Source organism: Psychrobacillus sp. FSL K6-1415, assembly GCF_038003185.1.
Lineage (GTDB): Bacteria > Bacillota > Bacilli > Bacillales_A > Planococcaceae > Psychrobacillus > Psychrobacillus psychrodurans.
Genome location: NZ_JBBOOQ010000001.1, coordinates 20,526 through 43,137, shown reverse-complemented (window position 1 = coordinate 43,137; position 22,612 = coordinate 20,526). Strand labels below are relative to the sequence as shown.

At 40.3% G+C, this 22,612-nt stretch carries 19 protein-coding genes, 1 tRNA gene, 3 rRNA genes, 1 other RNA gene and 1 other annotated feature; of the genes, 2 read left to right on the top strand and 22 right to left on the bottom strand.

The genetic code is table 11. The features are described from left to right. Window positions 1-5 precede the first annotated feature (5 nt). From yabA to ffs, 16 genes are all read right to left on the bottom strand, one after another. Window positions 6-359, bottom strand: coding sequence for a DNA replication initiation control protein YabA (gene yabA / locus MKY60_RS00185; RefSeq protein WP_241600587.1), 354 nt, complete (start codon window positions 357-359; stop codon window positions 6-8). 12 nt (window positions 360-371) lie between these two features. Next, the gene (locus MKY60_RS00180; RefSeq protein WP_090570747.1) at window positions 372-1,202 is read right to left on the bottom strand and encodes a PSP1 domain-containing protein; all 831 of its coding nucleotides are present in this window, start codon (window positions 1,200-1,202) and stop codon (window positions 372-374) included. Continuing rightward, a complete protein-coding gene (gene holB / locus MKY60_RS00175; RefSeq protein WP_340928188.1) occupies window positions 1,195-2,202 on the bottom strand; it encodes a DNA polymerase III subunit delta' in 1,008 nt (335 codons plus the stop codon). Before holB ends, MKY60_RS00180 begins: the two co-directional genes overlap by 8 nt. 122 nt (window positions 2,203-2,324) lie before the next feature. Further along, entirely contained in the window at window positions 2,325-2,765 is a 441-nt protein-coding gene (locus MKY60_RS00170; protein ID WP_090570741.1) for a YaaR family protein, read from the bottom strand. 24 nt (window positions 2,766-2,789) lie between these two features. Then, window positions 2,790-3,119 carry a cyclic-di-AMP receptor gene (locus MKY60_RS00165; RefSeq protein WP_090570738.1) on the bottom strand — a complete coding sequence of 110 codons (330 nt, stop codon included), beginning with the start codon at window positions 3,117-3,119 and terminating at the stop codon, window positions 2,790-2,792. Between the two features lie 45 nt (window positions 3,120-3,164). After that, window positions 3,165-3,806 (bottom strand): dTMP kinase, encoded by a 642-nt coding sequence (gene tmk, locus MKY60_RS00160; protein ID WP_090570736.1) that lies wholly within the window; start codon window positions 3,804-3,806, stop codon window positions 3,165-3,167. Window positions 3,807-3,808: 2 nt separating this feature from the next. Then, window positions 3,809-5,230, bottom strand: a complete 1,422-nt coding sequence (locus MKY60_RS00155) for an aminotransferase class I/II-fold pyridoxal phosphate-dependent enzyme (protein ID WP_340928187.1) — start codon at window positions 5,228-5,230, stop codon at window positions 3,809-3,811. Between the two features lie 1,618 nt (window positions 5,231-6,848). After that, window positions 6,849-6,964: ribosomal RNA gene (gene rrf / locus MKY60_RS00150) — 5S ribosomal RNA — on the bottom strand. Window positions 6,965-7,144: 180 nt separating this feature from the next. After that, window positions 7,145-10,073, bottom strand: a 23S ribosomal RNA gene (locus MKY60_RS00145). A gap of 235 nt (window positions 10,074-10,308) precedes the next feature. After that, window positions 10,309-11,863, bottom strand: a 16S ribosomal RNA gene (locus MKY60_RS00140). Together the 16S, 23S and 5S rRNA genes form the textbook arrangement of a ribosomal RNA operon. A 353-nt stretch (window positions 11,864-12,216) precedes the next feature. Next, complete coding sequence (locus MKY60_RS00135) at window positions 12,217-12,474, bottom strand: pro-sigmaK processing inhibitor BofA family protein (protein WP_090571073.1); 258 nt, start codon at window positions 12,472-12,474, stop codon at window positions 12,217-12,219. A gap of 59 nt (window positions 12,475-12,533) precedes the next feature. Then, window positions 12,534-12,749 carry a YaaL family protein gene (locus MKY60_RS00130; RefSeq protein WP_090571071.1) on the bottom strand — a complete coding sequence of 72 codons (216 nt, stop codon included), beginning with the start codon at window positions 12,747-12,749 and terminating at the stop codon, window positions 12,534-12,536. A gap of 14 nt (window positions 12,750-12,763) precedes the next feature. Then, window positions 12,764-13,360 (bottom strand): recombination mediator RecR, encoded by a 597-nt coding sequence (recR, locus tag MKY60_RS00125; protein ID WP_090571068.1) that lies wholly within the window; start codon window positions 13,358-13,360, stop codon window positions 12,764-12,766. A gap of 12 nt (window positions 13,361-13,372) precedes the next feature. Beyond that, window positions 13,373-13,693 (bottom strand): YbaB/EbfC family nucleoid-associated protein, encoded by a 321-nt coding sequence (locus tag MKY60_RS00120; RefSeq protein ID WP_093496787.1) that lies wholly within the window; start codon window positions 13,691-13,693, stop codon window positions 13,373-13,375. Window positions 13,694-13,707: 14 nt separating this feature from the next. Beyond that, on the bottom strand, window positions 13,708-15,456 hold the full coding sequence (gene dnaX, locus MKY60_RS00115) for a DNA polymerase III subunit gamma/tau (protein WP_340928186.1): 1,749 nt from the start codon (window positions 15,454-15,456) through the stop codon (window positions 13,708-13,710). Between the two features lie 150 nt (window positions 15,457-15,606). After that, window positions 15,607-15,874: signal recognition particle sRNA large type (ffs, locus tag MKY60_RS00110), an RNA gene on the bottom strand. A gap of 224 nt (window positions 15,875-16,098) precedes the next feature. Between ffs and MKY60_RS00105 the strand changes: the two genes are divergently transcribed. Further along, window positions 16,099-16,191, top strand: a tRNA-Ser gene (locus tag MKY60_RS00105). A gap of 179 nt (window positions 16,192-16,370) precedes the next feature. Here MKY60_RS00105 and MKY60_RS00100 read toward each other — a convergent pair. The 3 genes from MKY60_RS00100 to MKY60_RS00090 all read right to left on the bottom strand — a co-directional run bounded on the left by MKY60_RS00100 (window position 16,371) and on the right by MKY60_RS00090 (window position 18,917). After that, entirely contained in the window at window positions 16,371-17,039 is a 669-nt protein-coding gene (locus tag MKY60_RS00100; protein ID WP_093496789.1) for a deoxynucleoside kinase, read from the bottom strand. A 3-nt stretch (window positions 17,040-17,042) separates the two neighbouring features. Then, entirely contained in the window at window positions 17,043-17,675 is a 633-nt protein-coding gene (locus MKY60_RS00095; RefSeq protein WP_093496790.1) for a deoxynucleoside kinase, read from the bottom strand. 105 nt (window positions 17,676-17,780) lie between these two features. After that, complete coding sequence (locus MKY60_RS00090) at window positions 17,781-18,917, bottom strand: glycosyl hydrolase family 18 protein (RefSeq protein WP_093496791.1); 1,137 nt, start codon at window positions 18,915-18,917, stop codon at window positions 17,781-17,783. A gap of 76 nt (window positions 18,918-18,993) precedes the next feature. On the opposite strand from MKY60_RS00090, the gene tadA reads away from it, so the two are divergent. Further along, complete coding sequence (gene tadA, locus MKY60_RS00085) at window positions 18,994-19,467, top strand: tRNA adenosine(34) deaminase TadA (RefSeq protein ID WP_090571050.1); 474 nt, start codon at window positions 18,994-18,996, stop codon at window positions 19,465-19,467. Window positions 19,468-19,489: 22 nt separating this feature from the next. Here tadA and serS read toward each other — a convergent pair whose 3' ends face one another. From serS to pdxS, 3 genes are all read right to left on the bottom strand, one after another. After that, window positions 19,490-20,764, bottom strand: a complete 1,275-nt coding sequence (gene serS / locus MKY60_RS00080) for a serine--tRNA ligase (protein ID WP_093496792.1) — start codon at window positions 20,762-20,764, stop codon at window positions 19,490-19,492. 55 nt (window positions 20,765-20,819) lie between these two features. Continuing rightward, window positions 20,820-21,038, bottom strand: a binding site (T-box leader). A 23-nt stretch (window positions 21,039-21,061) separates the two neighbouring features. Continuing rightward, on the bottom strand, window positions 21,062-21,655 hold the full coding sequence (gene pdxT / locus MKY60_RS00075) for a pyridoxal 5'-phosphate synthase glutaminase subunit PdxT (protein WP_241600630.1): 594 nt from the start codon (window positions 21,653-21,655) through the stop codon (window positions 21,062-21,064). 1 nt (window position 21,656) lies between these two features. Next, entirely contained in the window at window positions 21,657-22,550 is an 894-nt protein-coding gene (gene pdxS / locus MKY60_RS00070; protein WP_093496794.1) for a pyridoxal 5'-phosphate synthase lyase subunit PdxS, read from the bottom strand. Window positions 22,551-22,612 lie beyond the last annotated feature (62 nt).

Sequence of the window (22,612 nt, the reverse complement as noted above, 5' to 3'; positions counted from 1 at the left end):
ATTGTTTATGTGTTTTGTTTGTTTAAAAACGATAGACAAAATAGACAATCTTCTTCTTTACGAGAACTTCCAAAGTGAACATGACACACATGGTAGCCTTCTTGATAGAGACGAGCAAGATTATCATGGCCCTCTCCTACATCCAACTTGTTCAATTTCTCATCTCGCAATTTTTCAATCATTAATTCTTTTTCATGCATTTCATCGAGTCGTTGTCTTAGATGATTATTCTCTTGTTGTAGCGCTTCACGTTCTTCAACCATTATCGCCACAAATTCTTTTAAAGCGCGAAATTGCAGCTGCGTGGACTCTAATTGTTTTTCAAAATCTATAATTGTATCAAAAAAATTGCGGTCCATCACACATTCACCTCATTGCCCCGACCATTGCACCTGATTTGTTGCATGGTTTGTAATTTCTTCTAACGTATAATCTAGAACACGTTGTGGATCAGGTAATTCTATACGTAAAATTCGCTCCAAAATATTCATACTTACTACTCTACCCAGCCCATCAGGTGTTTCAACTTTATCACCAATATCTGGCATTTGTTCTCTAGCAGTTTCATATTCATCGTTCTCATACTTTAAGCAGCACATAAGTCGGCCGCAAAGACCAGATATTTTAGATGGATTCAACGATAAATTTTGATCTTTTGCCATTTTTATAGAAACTGGCTCAAAATCACCTAGAAATGTAGAACAACAAAGCATACGACCACAAGGACCTATACCACCTAACATTTTAGCTTCATCACGAACTCCAATTTGTCTAAGCTCAATTCGAGTTCTAAATACTGACGCTAAATCTTTCACCAAATCTCGAAAGTCTACACGACCTTCTGCAGTAAAATAAAAAATAATTTTGTTTCGGTCGAATGTATATTCAACGTCAACTAACTTCATTTCAAGATTTCTTTCGATAATCTTGTCAGTCCCAAGTGCAAGAGCTTGAGCTGATTCTAATCTATTTTCCTCTACTTGAATACGATCTTTATCCGTAGAAGGTCTTACTACTTGTTTTAAAGGAAGTACAACGTCATGTTCCTCAACTTGCTTGATCGGAACTACTACTTTACCGTACTCCACTCCTCTTGCTGTTTCGACGATTACATAATCATCTTTCTCTAAAGCAAAATCCACTGGATCAAAATAATATATTTTACCCGCTTTTTTAAAGCGGACTCCTACCACATTATACAAAAGTAAATCCCTCCTGCAGGTTAAGCATTAACTGCTCCATCATCAGTGTCCGATTCATATTTTTATGCAAGTTTTGTTTTGCATGTAAAATCATTTCTAATTGCTTCGATAATTGCTCATACGTTGTTTGTAGGGCAACCTGTTTCCAATAAGAATTCATATCTGGAAAAGTACAATCTGCGATGGGACTTGCTTTTATAGCTACTATATCACGATATGCGAATAGTAGTAAATCTAACGCTTGTTCTGCCTGCTCTTTCTCTTTGAGCAATGTTCCAAAATCTTCATGAATACACATCAATGCATCTTGAACACTTCTTCCATTTGCTTCAACCAATTTTAACACTGATTTCCTTACAAGTCCAAACTGCTCATCTTTCGCTAAATTAATTGCTTCTTCTACTTGATTCGTCATTTTACAAACAGTAGAAGCCATAGATTCAGTGATTCCCTCTTCTATTAACTTCTGCTTTAAAATAGCAGTTGGCATTGGAGATAAAGTTAAGTGTTGACATCTGGATCGAATGGTTGGAAGTAAAGCATGCATTCTATCGGTTAATAGTATGGCCGTAATCTCACTTTGAGGTTCTTCTAAAAACTTCAATAACGTATTTGCAGCACTTGCATTTAATTGGTCTGCATGATGTATTACATATATTTTTCGTTGTTTTTCAATAGTAGTTTTACTTAACGTATGAACCAATTCATCTACTTGTCCCTTTTTTATAAACTGACCATCAGGTTCCAGTTGCATAAAGTTAAGGTGATTGAAGGACTTTAATCTTTTACATGATCGACATGTTTCACATGGAACATTATTTACTGGATTTTCACAATATATGAGCTGAACAAAAAATTGCATAACTTTCTTTTTTCCAGTTCCTTTAGCTCCTTCTAGAATATAGGCATGTCCGATTCGATTTTTAGATACAATTGTTTGAATTTGTTTAAATACTTTCGGTTGTAATTTTTCTACGCCCTCAATCGACCAGTTTTCCATCTCCTTCACCTCTTTCTAAGAAAAGTACAAGCATTTTGTCCGTGCAAAAATGATACTGAGTTTATAATATATGCTTTTTTTGAAAAATCCCGCGTTTCGCATTATGCGAAAACACGGGAAACTTACGTGTATAAGTTAATAAGTAAGCCTTTTATCTCTCCAATTTTATCTAACAAGTCTATAGAACTTTTTTCTTGATTTAAAATTTCTTCTGCTAATTCAACTAATTTTTCATCAATTGTTTCTACTAGTTTCAACTTTCTTCCTTCACCAAAACGGTTCCATGTATGAGATTGTTTTAATCCCATTCCAAAATCGACGGCTTCGTGTAAGAACTTTCGAATTAGCATTTTAAACTTTGCCATGTCACGTAAGTTTCGTGATCGCGCCAGACGATCCCCTGCTGTAGAAATATCTCCGAGAAGTCGTGTCATCACATCTGTTTGCATGCGCTGTTCCTGTTTTGTAATCATCTGACCAAATTTAACAGACTGATTTCCATTCTGCATAGAGTCTTTTCGAATATTATCTATACCAACGCGCATATCTTGATTTATCTTCAATAGTTACTACTCCTTCCTTCATTTTTAAAAATGATGGAATTGTTCAATTGGAAGTACAAATACAGTAGCTCCTCCTACCTCAACCTCCACTGGATAAGGAATATAAGAATCTGCATTTCCACCCATTGGAGATACTGGTGCTACCATTTGCTCTCTTGCTCTACAATTATCTCTTATTAATTCCAAAGCAGAAGCTACTAGAGCATCATCAGTACCGATTAGAAATGTAGTATTTCCGGAACGTAAAAAACCACCTGTACTTGCCAGTTTTGTTGCTCTAAACTTTGCCTTTGTTAATGCATTAGACAACCGATTACTATCCTGATCCTGCACTACCGCTACTATCAATTTCATCGATACTCACCCCTATTAGTATTTTTTCTTTTATTATACCATGAATTATCTAATAATTTCTAATTCCCGTTTGATGACTCTGTATGTTTCTTCTAATACCTTTTCTAATGGCTGAGAGGCATCTATTACTTGTATACGTTCTGGGTATTTTTCAACTAACGATAAATAACCAGCTCGTACTTTTTGATGAAACGCTAAATTTTCCACATCTAATCGATTTTTTTCTCTATCCTTATGTGCGTTAATTCTTGATAGACCTACTTCAGGATCAACATCAAATAGGACTGTTTTTTCCGGCATCGTTTCACCAATTGCAAACTTGTTAATAGCCCATATTTCCTCTACACCAATACCACGAGCAAAACCTTGGTATGCCAATGAGCTATCAATAAATCTATCGCAAATCACAATTTTTCCAGCTTCTAACGCAGGTAGAATCTTCTCTACTAAATGTTGTCTTCTAGCAGCTGCATATAATAACGCTTCAGTACGACTTTCCATCATTGTATGCTCGTTATTTAAAATTATGTTACGAATCTTTTCGGAAATCATAATACCTCCGGGTTCTCTTGTCATAACGACATCGTAGCCCTCTTCGATTAGTTGTTCTCCTAATAAATTCATAACAGTTGTTTTCCCAGCACCTTCTGGACCCTCGCTTGTTATAAAGTACCCTCTTTTTTGCACAGTTACTCCTCCACCACATATATTAACTTTTCTTCTAGTCGATGTTCTCCTTGAAACAATGCACCTTTTTCAATCCACTCTTCTAATTCCGTAAGAATGGGAACCGTAATTTTCTCCCCTGGTAAGATTAGCGGAATACCAGGAGGATAAGGAATAATTATCCCCTTAGCTATCCTCCCAATTGTCCGTACATAAGGAATCCATTCCCCTTGTTTCTCACTTAGTTGCTCCATACTCATCTGTAAGATAGAAATAGATCTTTGTTCCATATGAAATACATTATTCTTTATATCTGGGCTTTCTTTTTTTAAATTATCTACGGCATGTTTTATTCGCTTTCTAATTTCTGCAAATGCATATTCATGCTCCACTTTTAGCAATGGGAGAATTAGTAAGACTTGGTGTGGATCCGCTAGCTCCACATATATATTTTGTTTCTCAAAAGCTTGCTGAACTTGAAACCCAGAATACTTACCAACTCGTAATAATAGTTTTAAATGATCGTCTACTTGAACTACTTTAATTAATGGAATAGTTTCTAAAGCTTGTATAAACACTTCTCTTCTATCCATCAACTGTTTAAAATCCATTGGACTATATCTTTCCACATAACTTCTTGCATCATCAAGAGAAGCTAAAATTAAATAAGAAGGACTACTCGATTGCAACATTCTTAAGTATTTATTTACCTTTTTGCTATCAATAAATTGAGAACGAATATGTAAAAATGAACCCATTGTTAACGCTGGTAACGTTTTATGTGCTGATTGTACGACGATATCAGCCCCATATAATAACGCTGACTTTGGAAATCCTTTATGCGATTGAAAATGTGCACCATGTGCTTCATCTACTAACACAGGCATTTGTAGTTTATGACATAGTCTAATGATATTCTCTAAATCCGGAGAAGAAACTCCATAATAGTTTGGATAGGTTAAGACAACCGCTTTGACAAAAGGAAATTGTTGAATTGCTTCTTCAATTACCTCTAATGATACATAGGACGCCGTTTTGGATTGTTCATCCCATTTAGGGGATACAAAAATAGGCTCTGCCCCAACCAATTCAATAGCGTGAAAAATAGATTTATGAGCATTCCGTTGTACTATAATTTGCTCTCCATACTGGCAGGTTGCATAAATCATAGCAAGGTTTCCAATAGTCGTGCCATTCACTAAAAAGAAACTTTCGTCAGTGTTATATAGTTTGGTAAGTAATTGCTCTGCTTCCTTTATAGCTTCATCTGGATGATGGTAATCATCCAACCCATTTAGTTCTGTCAAATCGTATTGCATTGAATCTCTTATTAGTTCTGGTAAATTCGATAAAAGTCCATTTTTATGTCCAGGTACATGAAAAGAAATAGGGCTATTTTTATGAAATTTTTCTAATGCCTCAACCAACGGTCTTTTCTCTTGCATTATATTACCTCACTATACGTTCTAATATCTTTCTTCTATTATACATGAATAGTATCAAGTACAGGGTGATAGGCAACTTATTTCTGTCTGGTTTTCCTATTAAATAGAAGTATCTTTTGGTAAAAGTCCATCTATAATTGAACAAAATTATTTTACTGAAATCTAAATTTAAGTAACAATAATCAAAAAACTATATTAAGAAAACCTCAAAAAAATGCCCAGTCCTTTAAGTTCAAAACCTACTCTTACGATAGAGGCCAGCTTTTTTTTTATCGTATCCTTTTCTACTAGTTGAAGAAATACTTAAGGAATGCCCTTTTAAGATGCTGATAACAAATCCAGAGTCTCTACTTTGCATGCAATATCATAAAGTACCAGAAACACTGACTTTGTGTAATCAAGAAACATATACATTCCTATCTATTATGAATGATTCACCCCTATTTTATCTTTACTTGCTCTCAACTATTGATTACTTGCTTCCATCTCTGGCTTACTTGCGGTCATGAATGATTTACTTGCTCTAAGTCTATATTTACTTGCGGTCTTTTGCCTTTTACTTGCGGAAAGGAAAATTTTCCCAAAGTTCTTTATTCATTCAAAACCTTATTGTGTAGAATTGAATTACTACTAGTTGTTTTCTACTCCTGGGTCGACTGCAATGTATAGTGTCTTTAGAAGGTCCTGCATATTCATCTTTCAAAAAAGCCGCTACCGATTAAACTTGGTAACGACTTTTTCTTTGGTGCCCAGCGACGTCCTACTCTCACAGGGGGAGACCCCCAACTACCATCGGCGCAAGAGCTTAACTTTCGTGTCCGGGGCTGCGAAAGCAGATGGTCAGCAGATTTCTTCGTCAGCCGCTCTCGTTCAATTCTCGCGTATGTTATACGCTCCGAGTCTCTCTCGTTTGCTTCCTTGAACTCTTTGCCCCTCTACTTTCTCGCATGCTTCTTTATAGAGAAAGACTGCCTACGGCTTATTTATTTATACAAAAAAAGCCGCTACCAATTTCTCGGTAACGACTTTTTCTTTGGTGCCCAGCGACGTCCTACTCTCACAGGGGGAGACCCCCAACTACCATCGGCGCAAGAGCTTAACTTCCGTGTCCGGGGCTGCGAAAGCAGATGGTCAGCAGATTTCTTCGTCAGCCGCTCTCGTTCAATTCTCGCGTATGTTATACGCTCCGAGTCTCTCTCGTTTGCTTCCTTGAACTCTTTGCCCCTCTACTTTCTCGCATGCTTCTTTATAGAGAAAGACTGCCTACGGCTTATTTATTTATACAAAAAAGCCGCTACCAATTTCTCGGTAACGACTTTTTCTTTGGTGCCCAGCGACGTCCTACTCTCACAGGGGGAGACCCCCAACTACCATCGGCGCAAGAGCTTAACTTCCGTGTCCGGGGCTGCGAAAGCAGATGGTCAGCAGATTTCTTCGTCAGCCGCTCTCGTTCAATTCTCGCGTATGTTATACGCTCCGAGTCTCTCTCGTTTGCTTCCTTGAACTCTTTGCCCCTCTACTTTCTCGCATGCTTCTTTATAGAGAAAGACTGCCTACGGCTTATTTATTTATACAAAAAAAGCCGCTACCAATTTCTCGGTAACGGCTTTTCTTTGGTGCCCAGCGACGTCCTACTCTCACAGGGGGAGACCCCCAACTACCATCGGCGCTGAAGAGCTTAACTTCCGTGTTCGGTATGGGAACGGGTGTGACCTCTTCGCCATCATCACTAGACTTATTCGGCTTTCAATATACGGCGCATTTCGTTGTCAACTTCATTCGATCTGTCAGTCACGTACGTTAGTACGTTCCTTCCCTCACTTGTTTCCTAGCACTGCTTGTATCTTGAAACCCCATATATTGAGTGTTTGTTCACTCAAAACTGGATAAACGACATTGTTACGTTAAACAAATTTGGTTAAGTCCTCGATCGATTAGTATTCGTCAGCTGCACGTGTCGCCACGCTTCCACCCCGAACCTATCTACCTCATCGTCTTTGAGGGATCTTACTTACTTGCGTAATGGGAAATCTCATCTTGAGGGGGGCTTCGTGCTTAGATGCTTTCAGCACTTATCCCGTCCACACATAGCTACCCAGCGATGCTCTTGGCAGAACAACTGGTACACCAGCGGTGTGTCCATCCCGGTCCTCTCGTACTAAGGACAGCTCCTCTCAAATTTCCTACGCCCACGACGGATAGGGACCGAACTGTCTCACGACGTTCTGAACCCAGCTCGCGTACCGCTTTAATGGGCGAACAGCCCAACCCTTGGGACCGACTACAGCCCCAGGATGCGATGAGCCGACATCGAGGTGCCAAACCTCCCCGTCGATGTGGACTCTTGGGGGAGATAAGCCTGTTATCCCCGGGGTAGCTTTTATCCGTTGAGCGATGGCCCTTCCATGCGGAACCACCGGATCACTAAGCCCGTCTTTCGACCCTGCTCGACTTGTAGGTCTCGCAGTCAAGCTCCCTTCTGCCTTTACACTCTTCGAATGATTTCCAACCATTCTGAGGGAACCTTTGGGCGCCTCCGTTACACTTTAGGAGGCGACCGCCCCAGTCAAACTACCCGCCTGACACTGTCTCCTACCCGGGTTACGGGTATGGGTTAGAATTTCAATACAACCAGGGCAGTATCCCACCGACGCCTCCTCCGAAGCTGGCGCTCCGGGCTCTAAGGCTCCTGCCTATCCTGTACAAGTTGCACCAAAATTCAATATCAAGCTATAGTAAAGCTCCACGGGGTCTTTCCGTCCTGTCGCGGGTAACCTGCATCTTCACAGGTACTATAATTTCACCGAGTCTCTCGTTGAGACAGTGCCCAGATCGTTACGCCTTTCGTGCGGGTCGGAACTTACCCGACAAGGAATTTCGCTACCTTAGGACCGTTATAGTTACGGCCGCCGTTTACTGGGGCTTCAATTCGCACCTTCGCTTGCGCTAAGCACTCCTCTTAACCTTCCAGCACCGGGCAGGCGTCAGCCCCTATACTTCACCTTACGGTTTTGCAGAGACCTGTGTTTTTGCTAAACAGTCGCCTGGGCCTATTCACTGCGGCTCTTCTAGGCTATGCACCCAAAAGAGCACCCCTTCTCCCGAAGTTACGGGGTCATTTTGCCGAGTTCCTTAACGAGAGTTCTCTCGCTCACCTTAGGATTCTCTCCTCGACTACCTGTGTCGGTTTGCGGTACGGGCACCTATCACCTCGCTAGAGGCTTTTCTTGGCAGTGTGAAATCAGGAACTCCGGACATACGTCCTCGCCATCACAGCTCAATGTTACAGAATGCGGATTTGCCTACATTCACACCTTACTGCTTGGACATGCATAACCAACAGCATGCTTACCCTATCCTTCTGCGTCCCCCCATTACTCAAACGGTGGTTTGGTGGTACAGGAATATCAACCTGTTATCCATCGCCTACGCCTATCGGCCTCGGCTTAGGTCCCGACTAACCCTGAGCGGACGAGCCTTCCTCAGGAAACCTTAGTCATACGGTGGACGGGATTCTCACCCGTCTTTCGCTACTCATACCGGCATTCTCACTTCTAAGCGCTCCACCAGTCCTTCCGGTCTGACTTCAACGCCCTTAGAACGCTCTCCTACCACTGATACCAAAGGTATCAATCCACAGCTTCGGTGATTTGTTTAGCCCCGATACATTTTCGGCGCAGCGTCACTCGACCAGTGAGCTATTACGCACTCTTTAAATGATGGCTGCTTCTAAGCCAACATCCTGGTTGTCTAAGCAACGCCACATCCTTTTCCACTTAACAAATACTTTGGGACCTTAGCTGGTGGTCTGGGCTGTTTCCCTCTTGACTACGGATCTTATCACTCGCAGTCTGACTCCCAAACATAAATCATTGGCATTCGGAGTTTGTCTGAATTCGGTAACCCGGGATGGGCCCCTAGTCCAAACAGTGCTCTACCTCCAAGATTCTAACGTTTGAGGCTAGCCCTAAAGCTATTTCGGAGAGAACCAGCTATCTCCAGGTTCGATTGGAATTTCTCCGCTACCCACACCTCATCCCCGCACTTTTCAACGTGCGTGGGTTCGGACCTCCAGTAAGTGTTACCTTACCTTCATCCTGGACATGGGTAGATCACCTGGTTTCGGGTCTACGACCACATACTCATTCGCCCTATTCAGACTCGCTTTCGCTGCGGCTCCGTCTTCTCAACTTAACCTTGCATGTAATCGTAACTCGCCGGTTCATTCTACAAAAGGCACGCTATCACCCATTAACGGGCTCTAACTACTTGTAGGCACACGGTTTCAGGATCTATTTCACTCCCCTTCCGGGGTGCTTTTCACCTTTCCCTCACGGTACTGGTTCACTATCGGTCACTAGGTAGTATTTAGCCTTGGGAGATGGTCCTCCCGGATTCCGACGGAATTTCACGTGTTCCGCCGTACTCAGGATACACTCAAGAGAGAATGAATTTTGGACTACGGGGCTTTTACCCTATCCTGCGGACCTTTCCAGATCGCTTCGTCTAACTCATTCCTTTGTAACTCTATGTAGAGTGTCCTACAACCCCAAGAGGCAAGCCTCTTGGTTTGGGCTATTCCCGTTTCGCTCGCCGCTACTCAGGGAATCGATTTTTCTTTCTCTTCCTCCAGGTACTTAGATGTTTCAGTTCCCTGGGTGTGTCTCAGATGCGCTATGTATTCACGCAAATGTACTGCTCCATTACGAACAGTGGGTTTCCCCATTCGGAAATCTCCGGATCAAAGCTCACTTACAGCTCCCCGAAGCATATCGGTGTTAGTGCCGTCCTTCGTCGACTCCTAGTGCCAAGGCATTCACCGTGCGCCCTTATTAACTTAACCTAAAAGTTAAAAAGTCTTACACGTTGTGATTACGTAAATAATCACAACTTGAATTTCTTGTTGTTTATTGTTTCAATGTCGTTTTATCCAGTTTTCAAAGAACAAAGGTTTGCTCACTTTGCGACGATTAATCGCAGGAGCAAGAGTTGAATCTTCATATAAAAATGAACATTCAAAACTGAACTGCAAAACGTTAAGATACGAATAAAGATTCGTATTCCGATATTATCCTTAGAAAGGAGGTGATCCAGCCGCACCTTCCGATACGGCTACCTTGTTACGACTTCACCCCAATCATCTGTCCCACCTTCGGCGGCTGGCTCCCGTAAGGGTTACCCCACCGACTTCGGGTGTTACAAACTCTCGTGGTGTGACGGGCGGTGTGTACAAGGCCCGGGAACGTATTCACCGTGGCATGCTGATCCACGATTACTAGCGATTCCGGCTTCATGTAGGCGAGTTGCAGCCTACAATCCGAACTGAGAACGGTTTTATGGGATTTGCTCACCCTCGCGGGGTTGCGACCCTCTGTACCGTCCATTGTAGCACGTGTGTAGCCCAGGTCATAAGGGGCATGATGATTTGACGTCATCCCCACCTTCCTCCGGTTTATCACCGGCAGTCACCTTAGAGTGCCCAACTGAATGCTGGCAACTAAGATCAAGGGTTGCGCTCGTTGCGGGACTTAACCCAACATCTCACGACACGAGCTGACGACAACCATGCACCACCTGTCACCGCTGTCCCCGAAGGGAAAAGCCTATCTCTAGGCCGGTCAGCGGGATGTCAAGACCTGGTAAGGTTCTTCGCGTTGCTTCGAATTAAACCACATGCTCCACCGCTTGTGCGGGCCCCCGTCAATTCCTTTGAGTTTCAGTCTTGCGACCGTACTCCCCAGGCGGAGTGCTTAATGCGTTAGCTGCAGCACTAAGGGGCGGAAACCCCCTAACACTTAGCACTCATCGTTTACGGCGTGGACTACCAGGGTATCTAATCCTGTTTGCTCCCCACGCTTTCGCGCCTCAGCGTCAGTTACAGACCAGAAAGCCGCCTTCGCCACTGGTGTTCCTCCAAATCTCTACGCATTTCACCGCTACACTTGGAATTCCGCTTTCCTCTTCTGTACTCAAGTCCCCCAGTTTCCAATGACCTTCCACGGTTGAGCCGTGGGATTTCACATCAGACTTAAAGGACCGCCTGCGCGCGCTTTACGCCCAATAATTCCGGACAACGCTTGCCACCTACGTATTACCGCGGCTGCTGGCACGTAGTTAGCCGTGGCTTTCTAATGAGGTACCGTCAAGGTACGAGCAGTTACTCTCGTACTTGTTCTTCCCTCACAACAGAGTTTTACGATCCGAAAACCTTCTTCACTCACGCGGCATTGCTCCATCAGACTTTCGTCCATTGTGGAAGATTCCCTACTGCTGCCTCCCGTAGGAGTCTGGGCCGTGTCTCAGTCCCAGTGTGGCCGATCACCCTCTCAGGTCGGCTACGCATCGTCGCCTTGGTGAGCCGTTACCTCACCAACTAGCTAATGCGCCGCGGGCCCATCCTGTAGTGACAGCGAGATGCCGTCTTTTAACATCTCCCCATGTGAGGAAATGGATTATTCGGTATTAGCCCCGGTTTCCCGGAGTTATCCCAATCTACAGGGCAGGTTGCCCACGTGTTACTCACCCGTCCGCCGCTAAATCAGAAGAAGCAAGCTTCTTCGTCATTCGCTCGACTTGCATGTATTAGGCATGCCGCCAGCGTTCGTCCTGAGCCAGGATCAAACTCTCCATAATAGTTGGCTTCCGATATGCGGCGCATTTCTTCGTCAACTTCGTTCGTTCAGTCGGTCACGTACGTTAGTACGCTCCCTCTTTCACTCACTTGTTTCCTTGAACTACTTGCATCTCGAAACCCAACAAATAGAACTAGTTTAAAAGCTCATTTTGTTTTGCTGGCATCATCATTAAATGATGTCAAAATTGTTTTGCTATCATACTAACAAAGTTAGTTGATAAGCTGTATGTCTTAACGTTTTGCATGTTCAGTTTTCAATGTTCATGTTGTCTGCCAGAATGCTTTACCTCTTGGCGACTTCTACAATATTACTCTCTTTATATTATAAAGTCAACACATTTTAAAAACTTTTTTATACTAATATAGAAATTGCCACAATGGAGATTACTCCAGGTATGCCTAATGCTGCTGCGACGGCACCTGTGAACAGATTTACAGGGATCGCATAACCCATTGAACCAAGTAATAAATGCACTCCGTATAATAAAAGTACAGAAAAACCTAAACGAAATAACAAAATAGATACACCCTCAAAAAACTTAGGAAATGAATTTCGAAATAATAAAAAAGATAAAAGCACTAGCGAACATATAATGATAATGAACTTCATGAGTTATTCCCTCCGTAAAATCATATCTATCATTATATGTGGCTAGGACATCTATTATGCTATTTTAGAACGACATTTCGAATCCTTGCTTCTTTATATAAATAGAAGTGGATACTTTCTGCTATTTTCCTTTTAGCAACTGCTTCTAAATCATAGTCGTTTAAATAATCTTCTATTAATTGAGCTTGTTGCCAATTTTCTTTTGTTTCTATCATGAGTTTTACAAATTGATCATCGAATTCTTTTTTTAATTTCCCTTTTTTAGAAAACATCACACTAACCTATCCCCCTATAACTCTCGGCGACCTTCTAGCGCTTTAGACAGAGTTACTTCATCTGCATACTCTAGGTCTCCGCCTACAGGTAATCCATGAGCAATTCTAGTTGTTTTAATACCAGACGGTTTTACAAGGCGTGAAATATACATCGCCGTTGCTTCTCCTTCTATTGTAGGATTAGTAGCTAGTATTAGTTCTTCTATTTCTGTATCTTGTAATCTTTTTAAAAGCGAAGGTACATTAATATCTTCCGGACCAATTCCATCCATTGGGGAAATTGCACCGTGAAGTACGTGGTACCGTCCATTGTAATCTCTCATCTTTTCCAAGGCAATTACATCTTTTGTGTCTTGAACCACGCAGATTAAAGAGGCATCTCTTTGTTGATCCTGACATATATGGCAAGGATCAATATCTGTTATATGCCCGCACACAGAACAAAAACTTAAATTACGTTTGGCGTCTACTAAAGCCTTCGCAAAGTCTAAAACAGTATCTTCTTTCATGGTTAAGACAAAAAAAGCCAGACGGGCCGCTGTTTTCGGCCCTATTCCCGGCAATTTCATAAAACTATCTATTAGTTTTGATATCGGTTCAGGATAATGCATCTAATATTCCCCCTAGAACATGCCAGGAAGGTTCAATCCCTTCGTGAATTGACCCATTGTGGAGTTCGCTGTATCTTCTGCTTTTTTTATGGCTTCGTTTGTAGCAATAACGATTAAATCTTGAAGCATTTCAATATCATCTGGATCTATAACAGCTGGATCTAGTTCTACTTCAAGCACTTCTTTTTGGCCAGAAACTACAACTTTCACCATGCCACCGCCAGCTACTGCTTCAAATCGTTGAGTAGCTAACTCTTCTTGAGCCTCAGCCATCTTCTTTTGCATTTTTTGCATTTGTTTCATCATACCTTGCATATTTCCCATTCCACGCATAATTATTTTCCTCCTCAGTCATCTTGTACTTCTACAAATTCTTTTCCAAACAATTTCTCAGCTTCCACTACCAACGGATCCTCTGATACCTGTTCAATCGTTTGTAATAGTTCCATCGATTCTGTTGGTTCTGACGGATTTTCTTCCTCAGTATCCGTATTACCTTGTTTCAAACCATTTTGCCGAATGAACTCTTCTCGGATCTTCAACCAATTTTCCTCTGGTACGTATAAAACTTCATACATCGCCCCTGTCAGGTTAGCAATTAACTGGGGAAATGAAGTGGAAAATGTTTTATTCTCCATAGCCATTTGGCAATGTATATCATACTTGAATTTTAACACAAATGCATTAGAAGATGCTGCTACTGGCTCAGCATCATTTAATAATGCCGCATGTGATTTCTGTAATTGTTGTAAAATATTTGCCCACTGAGATTTAATCGTTAGGATATCAGTTTTCGTGGCTGTTTTTAGGATTTCTTGTATTCGACCACTTGACACTTTAACGCCACCAGATGATTTTTGTCGTTGACGTTTCGGTTGATCTTGTGTTCCAGTGTTTGCCTGCGGTATCATTCCTTGACTTAATTGTTGTTGCAACTGTTGTAGTTGAGATTCTAGTACTCTTACCTTTGTTTCTAACTCCGAGTTACTCTCATTTGATAATGTTCCTTCTATTGGCACATGTGCCAATCGGATTATCGCCGTTTCTAGATACACTTTTGCATGATTAGAAAAACGCATTTCTTGTTGTGTATTCGTCAAGATGGAGATCCCTCTATATAAGGTATCTACTTGAAACTTAGAAGCAAGTTCTAAAAACGTAGAATCCCCCGTCGCTATTTCCAACAAATCAGTTTGTTCTGGAGCAACAAGTAAAACTAGTAAGTCCCTATAGAATGTAATAAAGTCCTCCGTTAACCGAACTGGATCCTTGCCATCTTCAATTAACTTTTCTATGCACGCTAGCGCTCTTGCTATATCTTTCTCTATCAAAGCATCTGCTAATTGAAAAAAGACATCCTGTCCAATCGAACCAGTTACAAGTAATGCATCTTCAATCGTCATTTTATCTTCACTAAACGACACAACTTGATCTAGCATACTAAGTGCATCACGCATACCACCCGCAGCGGCTTGTGCAATAATTTTCAGTACGTTTTCATCGTATTCAATTTTAGCATCTGTTAAAACTTCTTCCATACGAGAAACGATATCAGAAGATGTTATTCGTTTAAAATCAAAACGCTGGCACCTAGAGATAATAGTAAGTGGAATTTTATGTGGCTCCGTTGTTGCCAATATGAACACTGCATGTGCAGGCGGTTCTTCTAATGTTTTCAATAACGCGTTGAATGCACTCGTTGATAGCATATGCACTTCATCAATAATATACACTTTATATTTAGCATTAGAAGGTGCAAATCGGACTTTTTCAATAATATCACGCATTTCTTCTACACGAGAGTTAGAAGCTGCATCAAATTCAATCACATCAGTATTTGAGCCTTCAGTTACACTTTTACAAGTTTCACATGTATTGCAAGGTTCTTTTGCTGGTCCATTTTCACAGTTCAAAGCCTTCGCAAAGATTTTTGCTGCACTTGTTTTACCTGTTCCACGTGGCCCTGAAAATAAATACGCGTGTGTTGTTTTGTTATAAAGGAGGGCATTTTGAAGGGTTTGCTTGATATGAGTTTGCCCGGACATTTCCGCAAACGATTGTGGACGATAAGCACGGTAAAAAGCTTGATACGACACAAATTTCCCTCCTTCTGATTTCTGTCTGTTATGATTCCTATTATATCATAAAGCAAAATAGACTTCGCTTATTTATGTATAGTAAATATTTTTTCCAAATAAAAAACTCACCTGTCTATTAGACAAATGAGTTGAAATTAAAAATTAATACCGTGCACCCTCCTTCGATTGAAACACATAAGCGGCACCTTTGTCGTTAACTCGGTTTAGGCGACCCCGCGGCACATGAGTAAACACCACTTAATGCTGCTTCCTTCCGGACCTGACATGGTTCATGGGTACCCATTGCGCAGGACCCAAACGTCAACATCACGTGCAAATACCAGACCCTACATGTATTCAACCTCAGAGAAGGAGTTCAGTCTCGCTAGAGCGGATTGCGAGTTACAAGACACCGCTACCTTCCCACCTAGCACGGCATTTATAAGTATACTTTTTTTATAGACAAAAATCAATGATAACGCGCATTTAAATTTTATCTGAGTTACTAAATTATAGAAACTTGCAAGGTAAAGTTTTAAGTTTTCGCTCTCTTTATCAAGAGAGTTTGTAATACCATCACATAAAAAGTTATATAATTGAAAATTATTATAAATATGTTGACTTTCATTTTTATCCATGATAAATTAGTTCTTGTACTTCGGAGGAATACCCAAGTCTGGCTGAAGGGATCGGTCTTGAAAACCGACAGGCGGGTCATACCGCGCGGGGGTTCGAATCCCTCTTCCTCCTCCATTTTATATACACACACGCATAAATTTGAGATTGAATTCGTTGCATTGGTAACGAATTTTTCTTACACTATCGTGTTCAGAATATTAAGAAGGTAACGAATTCCGCTACCTTCTTTTTTTATTTTCACGGATTACTCCTTACATAAAAATCCTCCTGAATAACATACAGGAGGATTTTACTTATTTACGAATAATAGCTGTTTGTTCCATAAAATGTCCAATACGTTCTAAAATCGCTTCGACATCATCTGGGTTTGCTATAATATCATAATCATTAATATTTAAACGAAGGACTGGGCAACCATTAAATGCATCAATCCATTTTTCATAACGTCCATGCATTTCTTCCCAATAAGATATAGGTGTTTGTTGCTCCATTGGGCGACCTCTATCATGAATTCGATCAATAATGTCATCCATTGATCCCTCTAAATAAATAAGTAAGTTTGGATGTGGGAAATATGGTGTCATTACCATTGCTTCAAACAAACTCGTATACGTCTCATGATCTACGGGATCCATCGTGCCTTTCTCTTTATGCATTTGTGCAAAAATTCCAGTATCCTCGTAGATAGAACGGTCTTGTATAAATCCTCCACCATACTCAAACATTCTTTTTTGTTCTTTAAAGCGCTCCGCTAGGAAGTAAATTTGTAAGTGGAAGCTCCATTTAGAAAAATCCTCGTAGAAACGATCTAAATAAGGGTTTGTATCTACTTTTTCAAAAGACGTTTTAAAATTTAAAGCTTCTGCTAATGCTTTAGTCATAGTTGATTTCCCTACGCCTACAGTTCCTGCAATCGTAATAACTGCACTAGCAGGAATGCCATACTTCTCTCTTAAACTCATTATTTAATAACTCCCTTTATGTAATGTTACATCTACTTTTTCTAATATTATTTGTAAGTCCTGTCCATTTTGAACAAAATCTATTTCATCACCATTAAATCGAAGAATGGGTACTTCTGGATGCTTTTTCTCGAAGTTATCGATAAACATACGATAATCGACTGAGAGCTGCTCCAAATATTCAGAGCTGATTTTTTTTTCGAAATCTCTTCCCCGCTTATCAATTCGAGCGAGAAGTACATCTATACTTGCATCTAAATATATGACCATATTAGGAACGGGCATATCTTTTGTCAAAATTTGATAGATCGATTCATATTTTTCATATTCTATTTCACTCAATGTACGTTTCGCGAAAATTAGATTTTTGAAAATATGATAATCTGCAACAACTGGATTTTCTTTCGATATATATTTTTTCTCTATATCACTTAATTGTTTATAACGATTACAAAGAAAAAACATCTCTGTTTGGAAGCTCCATTCTGCTATATCTTCGTAAAACTTATTTAAAAAAGGATTTTCATCCACAATTTCTTTTAATAATTCAAATTGATATTTAGTCGCAATAGCTTTGGCCAAGGAAGTCTTTCCAACCCCGATTGGACCTTCTACAGTTATAAATGGAATGGACATAAGTTTAACCTCACTCTAAGATTTCAAGTCGTACCTTCTATTTTAGCACACGCTGAAAATGAAAAATAGAGCAAATCCACCTTTCCAAGGAAAGGCTAATTTGCTCTATATTTTCTTCACCTGGAACATTTCGTGAAGTAAGTACCAATTTTGAGGAAAATCAAAACCACTGTGCCAATATGCAATTCCTAGTAACTGCAATTCCTTCAAAAGCTTGAACTTAGCCTGAATAGATCGTGCATCTTCAAACCAAACCTCATGTTCAATACCATCCTGCCAATAGTGAAAAAAAGGAGCCTGTGCATTTTGATCATACTCAATTGCTGCATTTCTATCTTTTGCTAGTTGAATAGCCTGTTGTGGACTTAATGCTTTAGCAATCGGGTTTCCTACTTTATATGGTAAAGTCCAATCATATCCATACAAATTCTGCCCCATCAAAATTTTACTTGGCGGTATCTCTGTTTTTGCATATTCTAATACTCTGCGGACAGGTCCGATAGGAGAAACTGCCATCGGAGGACCCCCACTATATCCCCATTCATAAGTCATAATGACAACAAAATCTGCCACTTCTCCTATCGCCTTATAATCAAAAGCTTCATACCATCTTCCTGGTTGATCAGCACTTGTTTTAGGAGGAAGTGTTACGGATATAATATACCCTTTTGCAAATTCTTTAAATTCCCTTATAAAGTTCACATAGTTTTCTCTGTCACTAGCATCCATATACTCAAAATCAATATGAATATGATTCGTTCCTCTTTTTTCTGCCTCTGCCACCGCTTGTTCAAACAAATTCCTCTTAACTACTTCATCCGTTAAAATGGTATGAGCTAGTGAGCTATTAAACGCATAATCCTCAATATTTGCTATCACAATAACTGCTTCTACTTGTTGCTCTTTAGCTATTTCACTTAACGTTCCCCAATTCATCTCCGTTAATGATCCATCTCGCAACACTTCATACGAAAAAGGCATCATATACGTTAAATTTGAAGCCACCTTCTCTACTTGCTCCAACACTCGTTCGGAAGGTACTTCTGTATACCATTCAACATATAAATTCGTTTCAATAGTAGGTCTATTTGGACTTGGGGTAGATGGTAGAACTATGGCCTGCCCTACTACTAATACATCCGGATCAGGAATTTCATTTATAGAAACTATACTTTCTACTGTTGTTCCGAACCTTTTGGCGATTGCATATAAACTATCTCCCTGTTTAACTATATGGATCAATGCATCACTCCTTCATCATAGAATATGCAAGTTGATAAAAAAACATGCTACACTATGCAAAAAGGAGTTGATTTAGATGGATGAACATTATATGAATTTAGCCATAGAAGAAGCTAAGAAAGCTGCCGCCATTGGTGAAGTTCCAATAGGGGCTGTTATAGTACATAATGATAAAGTTATCGCAACCGGTTACAACTTAAGAGAAACAACCTTAAATGCTACTACACATGCGGAACTACTTGCTATTCAAGAGGCATGTAAAACTTTAAATAATTGGAGATTAGAAGAAACTACTCTATATGTTACTTTAGAACCTTGCCCTATGTGTGCAGGAGCTATTTTACAATCCCGTATCCCTCGAGTCGTCTACGGGGCAAGAGATGCCAAAGCAGGCTGTGTAGATTCCCTTTACCGACTATTAAATGATGAACGTTTTAATCACTGCTGTGAAGTGACAGAAGGTGTTTTAGCAGAAGAATGTGGCAATATACTCACTCAGTTTTTTCGTAATCTTCGCGAAAAAAAGAAGAACCAGAAACGCGGTTTATAGCGAATCTGGTTCTTCTTTTTAATTATTTTATAACTGTTTTTCCACCCATATAAGGAACCAGAACCTCTGGAACTAATACTGTTCCATCTGCTTGTTGGTAATTTTCTAATATAGCTGCCACTGTGCGTCCTAGTGCTAATCCACTACCATTTAATGTATGCACGTACTCTGGTTTTCCTCCAGCTTCACGGCGGAAACGAATCCCTGAACGTCTAGCCTGGAAGTCTTCAAAGTTACTGCAAGAAGAAATTTCTTTATATTCACCATAGCTTGGTAACCATACTTCTAAATCATATTTTTTCGCAGCTGTAAATCCTAAATCTGCTGTACACATATGAAGTTTACGATATGGAAGACCTAACAGTTGTAATACTTTCTCTGCATGACCAGTTAAAAGTTCTAACTGCTCATAAGAATCTTCTGGCTTCACAAAGCGAACTAACTCTACTTTGTTAAATTGATGCTGACGTATTAAACCACGTGTATCGCGACCTGCAGATCCTGCTTCTGAACGGAAGCAAGCGCTATAAGCAGTGAATGCCTGCGGAAGTTCTGCCCCATCTAATATTTCATCTCTATAAAAATTCGTTACAGGTACTTCCGCTGTTGGTATTAAGAAGTAATCCTCTTCTCCAATTAAAAATGCATCCTCTTCAAACTTCGGAAGTTGCCCCGTACCTGTTAAACTTGTACGGTTTGCTAAATATGGTGGAAGCATTTCTTCATAGCCATGCTCTTCTGCATGCAAATCCATCATAAAATTTAACAATCCACGTTCTAATCTAGCCCCTAATCCACGGTAAAATGCAAAACGACTTCCTGTCACTTTTGCAGCACGTTCAAAATCTACTAATTTTAATTCTGTCGCAATGTCCCAATGTGCTTTCGTTTCAAAATCAAAGGAAGGAACTTCTCCCCATTTAAGTATTTCTACATTATCATCCTCAGAGTCACCTATTGGTACACTGTCGTGTGGAACATTAGGGATACGCATCATCATATATTCAAACTTTTCTTCAACATCTCGTAACTCATCATCTAATGCTTTTATTTCATCGCCTACTTCACGCATACGTGCAATAAGATCATCCGCATTTTCTTTATTTCGTTTCATCAAAGAGATTTTTTGAGAAAACTCATTTCTTTCAGCCTTTAATACTTCCGTTTTCGCTATCAACTCACGACGCTTTTGGTCTAAAGGTTGGAATTGGTCAAACTCTGAAATATCTTCTCCTCGCTTAGCAAGTTTTGCTTTTACTGTTTCATAATTATCTCGTACAAATTTTACATCTAACATATATAATTCCTCCTTTAAATTTTCTAAAAACGACAAAAAAGCCCCCATCCCATGAAAAAGGGACGAGAGCATACCCGCGTTGCCACCCTGATTGATCCAGTCATAAACAGAATCCACTTACTTGTACTGTAACGGCTTTTCAACCGGCACGACTTACTAATCATTCAGCCGCACAACTCAAAGGACGGATTCACAAGTGTTTATATCAGCTTGCACCACCCGCTGACTCTCTATAAAAAACGTGCTTGTTACTGCTTCCTATCATCGTTTTTGATTCATGAAATTACTCATACTTTACTATACGTGCAACTCATTTGCAAGACTTTCCTTCACCATCTCTATAAAATATGCCGTTATTCGTTGATCAGTAGTTAACTCGGGATGAAAAGAGCATCCTAACAAATAACCTTGTCTTACCATTACGATTCTATCTCTATACGTTGCAAGTACTTCAACATTCTCCCCGACATTTACGATATGAGGTGCTCGTATAAATACCGCTGGAAAATCCGCTGCAACACCTTTAATATATAAACTTACTTCAAAGCTATCGACCTGTCGACCGTAAAAATTGCGTTCAATAGTAGCTTCAAGAGCACCTATATGTGAATAATCGTATCCAACTAATTCTTTTGCAAGTAGGATTAAGCCTGCACAAGTTCCAAACATTGGTTTACCATTCAATGCAAATTGTCTTAGTGGTTCTAACATTTCAAATCGATCAATTAGCTTTCGCATAGTTGTACTTTCTCCTCCAGGGAGTATTAAACCATCCACTAAAGCTAAATCATTTATATTTTTTACCATTAATGCATCTGCTCCACTATTTTCAATGGAACGAATATGCTCGCTAACTGCTCCCTGGAGTGCTAAAACACCTATTTTAACCATATTACCAACCTCTATCTTGCATACGTTCAACTGCAGATAAACGAGAAATTTCAATTCCTTTCATAGGAATTCCTAATTCCTTTGAAATCTCTACCAGTAATTTATAATCCCGGAAATGTGTTGTAGCTTCCACAATAGCTTTTGCAAATCTCTCAGGATTTTCTGATTTGAAAATACCAGATCCTACAAACACACCATCTGCTCCAAGCTCCATCATTAGAGCTGCATCTGCTGGTGTTGCTACCCCGCCTGCTGCAAAGTTCACAACTGGTAATTTGCCGGCATGCTTAATTTGCAATAAAACATCATAAGGTGCACCTAAAACTTTTGCTTCTGTCATTAATTCATCTTCACTCATATGTACTATTTTGCGAACCTGTCCATTTACTTTACGTAAATGACGTACTGCTTCTACAATGTTCCCTGTTCCTGGCTCGCCTTTTGTACGAAGCATCGAAGCTCCTTCTCCAATTCTTCGTGCTGCTTCTCCAAGATCTTTACAACCACATACAAAAGGTACTATAAATTCATTTTTACGTAAGTGATACTCTTCATCTGCGGGAGTTAGCACTTCTGATTCATCAATATAATCTACACCCATTGCCTCTAAAATGCGTGCTTCAGTAATATGACCGATACGCGCTTTCGCCATCACTGGAATTGTTACCGCTCCCATTACCTCTTCCATAATATGTGGGTCCGCCATACGAGCTACTCCCCCAGCTGCCCGGATATCGGAGGGTACTCGTTCTAATGCCATCACTGCAACTGCACCTGCTGCTTCTGCAATTTTTGCTTGCTCTGCATTAATAACATCCATGATAACTCCGCCCTTTTGCATTTCAGCCATTCCTCTTTTTACTCGATCTGTCCCGATTAAACTTGTAGGTATCATTATTTTCCCTCCATTATCTTTATTAAGTTTAGTATAATAAAATATGACCTTATGAAAAGTAT